General features: G+C 66.9%; 10 protein-coding genes and 1 tRNA gene. 4 read left to right on the plus strand and 7 right to left on the minus strand.

Annotated features, from left to right (window positions below):
- On the minus strand, positions 1-1,423 hold a 1,423-nt coding region (locus tag PIJ50_RS16110), incomplete at its 3' end, for a DUF2927 domain-containing protein (protein WP_271976609.1).
- 293 nt (positions 1,424-1,716) lie between these two features.
- On the opposite strand from PIJ50_RS16110, the gene dksA reads away from it, so the two are divergent.
- Together dksA and PIJ50_RS16120 are read left to right on the plus strand one after the other, a co-directional pair.
- The gene (dksA, locus tag PIJ50_RS16115) at positions 1,717-2,139 is read left to right on the plus strand and encodes an RNA polymerase-binding protein DksA (RefSeq protein ID WP_271976610.1); all 423 of its coding nucleotides are present in this window, start codon (positions 1,717-1,719) and stop codon (positions 2,137-2,139) included.
- Between the two features lie 66 nt (positions 2,140-2,205).
- A complete protein-coding gene (locus PIJ50_RS16120) occupies positions 2,206-3,297 on the plus strand; it encodes an FAD-dependent oxidoreductase (protein WP_271976611.1) in 1,092 nt (363 codons plus the stop codon).
- Here PIJ50_RS16120 and xth read toward each other — a convergent pair.
- Together xth and erpA are read right to left on the minus strand one after the other, a co-directional pair.
- Positions 3,264-4,043, minus strand: a complete 780-nt coding sequence (xth, locus tag PIJ50_RS16125; protein WP_271976612.1) for an exodeoxyribonuclease III — start codon at positions 4,041-4,043, stop codon at positions 3,264-3,266. The two genes, PIJ50_RS16120 and xth, sit on opposite strands and share 34 nt — an antisense overlap.
- A 52-nt stretch (positions 4,044-4,095) precedes the next feature.
- The gene (erpA, locus tag PIJ50_RS16130) at positions 4,096-4,422 is read right to left on the minus strand and encodes an iron-sulfur cluster insertion protein ErpA (protein ID WP_271976619.1); all 327 of its coding nucleotides are present in this window, start codon (positions 4,420-4,422) and stop codon (positions 4,096-4,098) included.
- Positions 4,423-4,504: 82 nt separating this feature from the next.
- Between erpA and PIJ50_RS16135 the strand changes: the two genes are divergently transcribed.
- On the plus strand, positions 4,505-5,632 hold the full coding sequence (locus PIJ50_RS16135) for a deoxyguanosinetriphosphate triphosphohydrolase (protein WP_271976614.1): 1,128 nt from the start codon (positions 4,505-4,507) through the stop codon (positions 5,630-5,632).
- Here PIJ50_RS16135 and PIJ50_RS16140 read toward each other — a convergent pair.
- Positions 5,606-6,085, minus strand: coding sequence for a disulfide bond formation protein B (locus tag PIJ50_RS16140; RefSeq protein ID WP_271976615.1), 480 nt, complete (start codon positions 6,083-6,085; stop codon positions 5,606-5,608). The two genes, PIJ50_RS16135 and PIJ50_RS16140, sit on opposite strands and share 27 nt — an antisense overlap.
- Positions 6,086-6,201: 116 nt before the next feature.
- Here PIJ50_RS16140 and PIJ50_RS16145 point away from each other — a divergent pair.
- Positions 6,202-6,285: transfer RNA gene (locus PIJ50_RS16145), tRNA-Leu, on the plus strand.
- Positions 6,286-6,369: 84 nt separating this feature from the next.
- On the opposite strand, the gene PIJ50_RS16150 is transcribed toward PIJ50_RS16145, so the two are convergent.
- The 3 genes from PIJ50_RS16150 to PIJ50_RS16160 are packed head-to-tail and all read right to left on the minus strand — an operon-like array spanning position 6,370 to position 8,269.
- Positions 6,370-7,407, minus strand: coding sequence for a tyrosine-type recombinase/integrase (locus tag PIJ50_RS16150; protein ID WP_271976616.1), 1,038 nt, complete (start codon positions 7,405-7,407; stop codon positions 6,370-6,372).
- Positions 7,404-7,598: a helix-turn-helix transcriptional regulator gene (locus tag PIJ50_RS16155; RefSeq protein WP_271976617.1), complete on the minus strand. Its 195-nt coding sequence runs from the start codon at positions 7,596-7,598 to the stop codon at positions 7,404-7,406. The genes PIJ50_RS16150 and PIJ50_RS16155 overlap by 4 nt, the downstream gene beginning before the upstream one ends.
- A 20-nt stretch (positions 7,599-7,618) precedes the next feature.
- On the minus strand, positions 7,619-8,269 hold the full coding sequence (locus PIJ50_RS16160; RefSeq protein WP_271976620.1) for a hypothetical protein: 651 nt from the start codon (positions 8,267-8,269) through the stop codon (positions 7,619-7,621).
- Between the last annotated feature and the right edge of the window lie 106 nt (positions 8,270-8,375).

Here is an 8,375-nt window from a genome sequence, read left to right on the forward strand (position 1 = left end):
TAACTATTTTTTTTTGTGTTGTGCCGCCACGTGCACCGCCCCGCCCCCCCCCCCCCCCCCCGCCCCCCCCCCCGCCGCCCCCCCCCCCCCCCCCCCCCCCCCCCCCCCCCCCCCCCACGTCGGCGTCGTTCTTGAACCCGTAGCGGCCCCAGCCGAGGCTTTCGCGCCGCAGGGCCTTTGCGGCCTTGGTGTCGCCCTGCAGGCGCAGCGCCTCGGACCGAATCAGCAGCAGCGTGGACAGAAGGCCCGCATTCTCGGCCTGACGGGCTGCGGGGATCGCCACCTCGGTCAGCAGCAGCGCCGCGTCCGTCTGCCCGGAGGACAGGGCGAAGGCCGCCATCTGCATGTCCACATGGGCCGCGCGCACGTCCTGATCGGGCAGGGTGCGGTAGACGCGGGCGGCCTGAAGAAAGCCTTCCAGCGCCATCGCCACATCGCTGTCGAGGCTGAGGCGCGCGACCGCGAACCAGCTGAAGCCCATGCGCGCGTCGGCCCATTGCCGGTCGGCGGCGATGCGCAGCGCGCGCTGCGCGGCGGCGAGACGGGTGCGGTCCGAACCGTCGGGGCCGAAGGCTGTCTCGATCGCGCGGTTCCACGCGCGGGGCGTGCGGCTGTCGCCCAGCGGGACCGAGAAGTCGCCCTTGGGGTTATACCGGCGCAGAAGCGTCGGCACCACGCGGGCCGCTTCCTCGCGCGTCATGGCGGTGCGCATCTCGGGCGCGTTGTAGATCCGCAGCATCAGCATGTCGAAGCCGGTCAGCACGCTGAGGAAGTTGTCGTCGTTGAAGATCGTGTCCGGGATCCGGTAAAGGTCGTTCAGGGGGCCGACAGACTGGGCCAACTCCTCGTTCAGGCAGTCGCGGATTTCCTGCGGGCTTTCGTCGGACGGGATGAAGATCGCGGCCTGATGGCGTTCGGTCAGGCGCGACCAGTCCAGATCGGGATTGCGGAGGTTCGCGCGGTAATCGGCGAAGGAGCCGATGTTGGGCACGACAAAGCAGGCGGCGGCCGGCGCGATCCCGTGAAGGTCCCTCGTGGGCACGAATTCGATCACGACCTTGGCAGGGCCGGACACGCGGCGGATGTTCAGCTTCGCCTCGGCCCGCATGCGGGCCAGCACGCGGTCCAGATCGGACGGGGCCGTGGCGGGCGCGGGGCCGCGCAGGGCGACGGTGATCGGGCCTTCGAAGCGGCTCATCACCGGCAGGGCGGCGCCGCTTTCCATGGCAAAGCTGAGGTCGAGGAAATCGCGCGCCATCTCGGCGTTGCTGCGCAGGACGGGAAGGGGATCGGGCGCGCCGAACCGCTTCATCGGGGGCAGCGGATCGGTCAGCGGCGGGATCGGTGGCACCTCCCGCTCTACCACGGGGGCGGAGGCGCAGGCGGCCAGACACAGGCACAGGAGGAACGGGAGAACTCGCATGGGGGTGGCTTTCTGCAGGTCGTCAGGGCGGATCGCGCACCATCCCCGTCAGGATAAAGGTTTTGGCGGGAAGGCCAAGGGGAGATGCGATCCCTCCTGCACCGGAGGATGTCGTAAAACTGCCTTGAATCCGTGCGATATCGCCCACTGTTGCGGCGGCGTCCCGGTGTTTCTGGGGCGGCCGCCGTTGAAACGGGTGACAAGGCGGATCGGGCGATGTATGCGAACGCGGGAAAGGGAGTGCCGGGCCACGACCCACGTCCTACGAGGGCCCGGACTGCGGAAAGGCAGCCATGAGAGCAGAAATCTTTCTTACCGACGATTACCGTCCCGGCGACTCGGAACCCTTCATGAACGATCGGCAGCTGGAATATTTCCGGCGCAAGTTGTTGAACTGGAAGGCCGAACTTCTGGAGTTGAGCGCGACCACCATCGAGGGCCTTCAGGATTCGGGCCGCAACGTGCCCGACATCGCCGACCGCGCCTCGGAAGAGACGGACCGGGCGCTGGAGCTGCGGACGCGGGACCGTCAGCGCAAGCTGGTGGCCAAGATCGACTCCGCCCTGCGCCGGATCGAGAATGGCGAATACGGCTATTGCGAGATGACGGGGGAGCCGATCTCGCTTCGCCGTCTGGACGCGCGTCCCACCGCCACGATGACGCTGGAGGCGCAGGAGCGTCACGAGCGTCGGGAAAAGGTGCACCGCGACGACTGAGCGCGGATCGGCACAACGGCAGCGCGCCGGGCCTTCGGGTCCGGCGTTTGCATGAAAGGGACGGCCATGAACAGCATCACCATCTTGGGCGCGGGCGTGGCGGGGCTGGCCGCCGCACGGGCGCTGGCGCTAGAGGGCTGGCGCGTGACCGTGTTCGAACGCGCGCCGGTGCTGGCCGATGTGGGCGCGGGGCTGCAGATCGGGCCGAACGGTGCGCGGGTGCTGCGGGCCCTTGGCCTGAACGCGGGCGACATGTCGCTGCGGGGGCAGGCGGTGGAGCTGCGGGACCAGCGAGGGGCCCGCGTGCTGCGCATGGATCTGGGTGGCCGCTACTGGCACCTGTTCCACCGGGCCGATCTGATCGACCTGCTGGCGCGCGGCGCGGTGGAGGCCGGGGCCGAGCTGCGGCTGGGCGAGGTCGGGGAGCCGGACGGCCTGACGATCGGCGCGGACGGGCTGCATTCGCACAGCCGCGTGACCCTGAACGGCGCCGTGCCCGCGGCCTTCACCGGGCATGTGGCGTGGCGGGCGGTGATTCCCGACACGAACTCGGACGCCGTGTCCGAGGTGCATATGGGGCCGGGGCGGCACCTTGTCAGCTATCCTCTGCGCGGGGGGGCGTTCCGCAACATCGTCGCGGTGGAGGAGCGTACGGAGTGGGCCGAGGAAAGCTGGACCGCACGCGACGATAGCGACGATCTGCAGCGCGCCTTCGCCGGCTTCGGCCCCCGCGTGCGCGGCTGGCTGGAGAAGGTGGAGCGGCCCTGGCTCTGGGGCCTGTTCCTGCATCCGGTGGCGGAGCGCTGGCATGGCGACGGGCTGATCCTGGCCGGGGATGCGGCGCATCCGACGCTGCCCTTCATGGCGCAGGGCGCGAACATGGCGCTGGAGGATGCGTGGATCCTGTCCCGCTGCCTGATCGCGGGGGATCGGGGGGAACGGTATCAGGCCCTGCGGCAGGAGCGGTGCCGCCGGATCGTGCAGACCGCCGCGGGGAACGCGCGCATCTATCACCTGTCGGGCGCTGCGGCGATGCTGGCCCATGCCGGAATGCGCATTGGCGGGCGGCTGGCGCCCGAGGCCCCGATGCGGCGGTTCGACTGGATCTACGGCTACGACGCCGTTCAGGCGTCCAGCTCGATCCAGACGGGGACGTGATCGGACGGCTTTTCGCCGCCGCGCACGTCGCGGTCGATGGCCACGTCCGTCATCAGGTCGGCCGCCTGCGGTGACAGCAGCAGGTGATCGATGCGGATGCCGTTGTTGCGGGGCCAGGACTGTGCCTGATAATCCCAGAAGGAATAATGCCCCGGACCCTGCACCCGCGCCCGGAACGCGTCCGTCAAGCCCAGGTTCACGATGCGGCGGAAGGCGGTGCGGGTGGCGGGCAGGAACAGCGCGTCCTCGGTCCACGCCTCGGGCTTGGCGGCATCTTCGGGCTGCGGGATCACGTTGTAGTCACCGGCGAATAGCACTGGCTCCTCGGCCGCCAGCAGTTCGGCCACCCGCGCTTCCATCCGGGCCATCCAGGCCAGCTTGTAGTCGTATTTCGGGCCGGGGGCGGGGTTGCCGTTGGGCAGGTACAGCCCGCAGACGCGAATGGCGCGGTTGCCGATCACCGTCGCCTCGATCCAGCGGCTTTGTTCGTCGGCGTCGTCGCCGGGCAGGCCGCGAACCACGTCCTCCAGCGGCAGGCGGGACAGGATGGCCACGCCGTTGAAGCCTTTCTGGCCGTGGGTTTCCACGCGGTAGCCCTTGTCCTCGATCAGCTCACGCGGGAACGTCTCGTCCGTGGACTTGATTTCCTGCAGCAGGACGACGTCGGGCTTCGCCTCGTCCAGCCAGGCCAGAAGCGCCTCGATCCGCGCCTTGACGCCGTTGATGTTGAACGTGGCGATCTTCATGGCGGCCCCCTTTTTTCCGGACGTTCCTACGGGGCGGTGCCGCCCGATGCAATCACATCGAGAAGCTGATCCCGCACCCGCAGGAGCTGGAGGCGTTCGGGTTCTGGATCACGAAGCGCGCGCCGATCAGCTCCTCGGTGAAGTCGATCACGGCGTTCGACAGGAAGGGCAGCGAGATGCTGTCCACCAGCACCTTCGCCCCGTCCTTTTCGATCACCAGATCGTCGTCCGTGGGATCGTCCAGCTTGATATCGTACTGAAAGCCCGAGCAGCCGCCGCCTTCCACCGCCACGCGCAGGGCGCGGGCTTCGCCCGACCCTTCGGCGATTTCGGCAAGGCGGGCAAAGGCGCGGTCCGTCACGCGGGGGGGAAGGTTCAGGTCCATCGGAAAATTCCGTGCAAAATCTGTCGTGCAACCCATATAGGATGCAGGAAAACTGCGAACAAGAACAGGCGAAAACATGTTGGCCCCCTATGCCTGCCAGCCGTCCCAATCGCGCGGACGGCTGCATGGCGAAGACCTCTCCTCGTTCCGGTCCCCCTTCCAGCGGGATCGCGACCGGATCATCCACTCCTCGGCGTTCCGTCGGCTGAAGCACAAGACGCAGGTCTTCGTGGAGCATGAGGGCGATTACTACCGCACCCGGCTGACCCACTCGATCGAGGTGGCGCAGGTCGCGCGCACGATCGCCGGCGTGCTGGGCCTGAACACGGATCTGGCCGAGGCGATCGCGCTGGCCCACGATCTGGGACACACCCCCTTCGGCCATACCGGAGAGGACGCGCTGCAACGGCTGATGGAGCCCTATGGCGGGTTCGACCACAACGCGCAGGCCATGCGGATCGTGACGAAGCTGGAACGGCATTACGCCGAGTTCGACGGGTTGAACCTGACCTGGGAAGCGCTGGAGGGCATCGCCAAGCACAACGGTCCCGTGACGGGTGTTCTGCCCCATGCGCTGGCCGAGGCGAACGCCCAATGGGATCTGGAGCTGCACACCTTCGCCAGCGCCGAGGCGCAGGTGGCGGCCATCGCCGACGACGTGGCCTATTCCCATCACGACCTGCATGACGGGCTGCGATCCGGCCTGTTCGACGAGAATGACCTGATGGCGTTGCCCGTCACCGCGCCGGCCTTCGAGGCGGTGGACAAGCTGTATCCGGGGCTGGAGCCGATGCGCCGCCGGCACGAGGCGCTGCGCCGCGTGTTCGGCCGGATGGTGGAAGACGTGATCCATGTGGCGCAGGTGCGGCTGGAGGCGGCCAGACCGCAGTCGGTCGACGACATCCGCGCGATGGAGCAGACGGTGATCCGTTTCTCCAAACCCCTGTATCAGGAGTTGAAGGCGATCCGCAGCTTCCTGTTTACCCGCATGTATCGCGCGCCTTCGGTGATGAAGGAACGCGCCCGGGTGACGGAGGCCGTGGACGCGCTGTTCCGCACCTTCATGGCTGACGCGTCCATGCTGCCCGCCGAATGGCGCAGCGGGCTGGGCGATGACGAGACGCAGCGGGCCCGCCACGTGGCCGACTACGTCGCCGGGATGACGGACCGTTTTGCTTTACAGGAATACGCGCGGCTTTGCTGACCGCCACGCCTTGATCCACAAGACGACCAGAACCAGCGAGGCGATGGCGTTCCAGGACGCCATCGACAGCCCCAGCATCGACCAGGCCACCTGATCGCACATGACCAGATGAACGGGCGCGTCGGTGGACAAAAGGTCTGCGCCCGACATGCCCGACAGCGCGTTGCCCGATCCGGTGCAGCTGGTCGGGCCCGCCCACCACTTCCGCTCCACCCCCGTATGGAAGATGGCGACGGCGGCGCTGGCGGCCGGGGCGAGGGCGCCGAGCGCCATCAGCCAGCGCCGGGGCAGCGGCCAAACGAGCGCACCAATCACGAGGGCCGCGACGTGCGGATAGCGCTGATACATGCACAGGTGGCAGGGAGGAAGGCCGCCGATATATTCAAACGCCAGCGCCCCCAGCAGCAGCGCCCCCGAGCCGGCTGCCGCCAGCGTTGCCCAAAATTTTGCCATGCGTCACCTTCCGCTTTTTGCGCGACCATAAGGTGAAGACGGCCCGCGCAAAACCCAATCCGTCGTGATCGGTGGAATATTGACCCCGCCCCGTGAAGCGCGTAGACGAACAGCGGGCCCGAGTGGTGGAATGGTAGACGCAGGGGATTCAAAATCCTCCGCCGCAAGGCTTGCGAGTTCGAGTCTCGCCTCGGGCACCACCCTGTTTTGACTGGCTAATCCGGCGACATGACAGCCAAGCGAAATGGTTCTCGTTTGGCGAATTCCCACATCAAATTCCCACTTCACGTTTTGGGCTTGTTCTGTTCCACCAGCATCTGCGCTGCTTTGGACAGGCGCTTGCGGCTCGCGCGCTGCCGGTAGAACGCCACCATTTCAGGGCTCTGGTTCGTGATGGCTTGGATCTGCGCATCTGTGCATCCCGCCTCCGCCAGTCGAACGATCGCCAGCTTTCTAAGGCCATGCAGGGAGTAGGGCTTCGCGCGCTCGCCTAACTGTTTGCGCCATGCACGGAAGGCCTTCTCGACCGTATCGTATCCCTTCGGCTCCGTAAGGTTCTTCGCCAGCACGAAGGCGCCCTGCTTTGGGACTGCCGCGACGTGCGCGCGGAGGCTTGGCGGACTGAAGACCTCGATCCGTTGGTCGGTCTTCTCGTCCATCACCTCCATCCATTCCCCACGGAAGTGGTCGTGCCGCATGAGGATGGCCGCATTTGGGCGCTGCCCCGTGCCCAGAATCAGTTCGGCCGCTGTGCTGACGATGGCCGGAGCTTCGGAGAGCTTAGCGATCATCCATTCGGGCCATGGCTCGAACTCCCGCTGCTTGCCGTGAAGTTCGATGCCCTCGGCGACATTCTCGACCTTCCAGTCCAAGGTCTTCGCTGCAAAGTTCAGGAGCAGGCTCAGCACCTGCACCATCCAATCGGCTTTGCGTGGCGTGGCGGCATACTTCGCATGCAGTGCGCGGACGTGGGCTCTGGTCAGGCTGGAGACGGACTTGCTCCCGTTCTTCTCCACGATGTCGTTCAGCACACGGTCGTAGCTCCGTCGGGTGCCCTCAGCCAAGCGTGTGAATTTGGTATGGCCGCGATAGGCTGTGACCAGATCCTTCCACGTATCCTTCGCTGGTTTGGCAAGGACAGGGCTCGCCCCACTCCGGATCGCCCAGTAGGCGCGGTCGAACTCTGGCGAGTCCATGTCTTCAGGCAGGCGGATGAACTTCTCTCGCCGCTTGCCGTCCTGCATCCATGTCAGGCGATAGTGCGGGATCAAGCGGCCCCCGGATAGCTTCATCTGGACGTATGGTTTGGAGCCCTTCTTCAAAGGTCGAATTCCTCGTTTGGCTTGGGCTTCGTACCCTGTAGAATAGCGTCAAGGTCCTGAACCCGCCAACGCTCCACCGCGCCGGCGATCTTGACCGGGCGGGGCAAAGCGCCAGCATCGACCAGCGCCCGGAACTCGGTCGGCTTCATGTCCAGCAGGCGCGCGGCGCTGCGCTCGCTGGCGTAAAGCATCTGGAGGTCGTGCTGTCCCATTACGCTGCCATGTCCTCGATCATGGGCGACCACTGTTCGGCGCAGGCGGCGGCCACACCGGGGAAGGTTGCGCTGCGCAGCTTCCAGCGATCGGGGCCGGGGCTGGCGCGGTGGATCTTGGACCAGGCGGCGTGGCGAGCCGGATCCTCGGCCTTGCGCGGTGGGGTCAGGCGGTTGGCCGCAACCAGCTGCGGCAGGCCGCGCAGGTAGAAGCCCGTGGCCTTGAAGTAGGGTTCCCCGAACCACCACGGCTGGACGATCTGGGGGCGGGGCAGGTCGGCCGGCATGAGGGCCTTGGCATGCTTGTGCATGATCGGGTTCTCGACCGCGATCCGCGACACCGGAGCCTTCCAGCAAGCAGCGAACAGGTCAGCACCTTCCGCCAGTTCCGCCCACATCTCGTCCAGCGTCCGCCCGCGGGGCGGGGCGCTCAGCCAGCGCACTCCGCTGTTGCACAAGCGGGTGCAGGGCGGGTGCGCCACGATCAGCATATCCCAGCCATCATTCAGGTGATCCCGCACATCGCCCATGATGTGGCGGTTGCTCCCGTCGTCAGCCGGCAGGAGGTCGCAGGACCAGACGTCATGCCCGCGCGCGGCGAAGGCGCGGCGCATGGTGCCGCTCGTCTCGCAGCCGATCAGGATCCGCATCGGGGTCACGCTCCACCTCCCGCCATCCCTGAATAGCCCCATGTTTCGTGGACGCCTTCTTCGCTAACTTTGAGGCAAGGAGGCCATGATGGGCACGGGCAATTTC

Origin of the sequence: Falsirhodobacter sp. 20TX0035 (assembly GCF_028307215.1) — a bacterium.
Classification (GTDB): domain Bacteria; phylum Pseudomonadota; class Alphaproteobacteria; order Rhodobacterales; family Rhodobacteraceae; genus Falsirhodobacter.

Bases quoted from the DNA above. Each gene is read 5' to 3' on its own strand.
- dksA (WP_271976610.1), top strand. From the start codon at position 1,717: ATGAGAGCAGAAATCTTTCTTACCGACGATTACCGTCCCGGCGACTCG.
- PIJ50_RS16120 (WP_271976611.1), top strand. From the start codon at position 2,206: ATGAACAGCATCACCATCTTGGGCGCGGGCGTGGCGGGGCTGGCCGCC.
- xth (WP_271976612.1), bottom strand. From the start codon at position 4,043: ATGAAGATCGCCACGTTCAACATCAACGGCGTCAAGGCGCGGATCGAG.
- PIJ50_RS16135 (WP_271976614.1), top strand. From the start codon at position 4,505: ATGTTGGCCCCCTATGCCTGCCAGCCGTCCCAATCGCGCGGACGGCTG.
- PIJ50_RS16140 (WP_271976615.1), bottom strand. From the start codon at position 6,085: ATGGCAAAATTTTGGGCAACGCTGGCGGCAGCCGGCTCGGGGGCGCTG.
- PIJ50_RS16155 (WP_271976617.1), bottom strand. From the start codon at position 7,598: ATGCTTTACGCCAGCGAGCGCAGCGCCGCGCGCCTGCTGGACATGAAG.
- PIJ50_RS16160 (WP_271976620.1), bottom strand. From the start codon at position 8,269: ATGCGGATCCTGATCGGCTGCGAGACGAGCGGCACCATGCGCCGCGCC.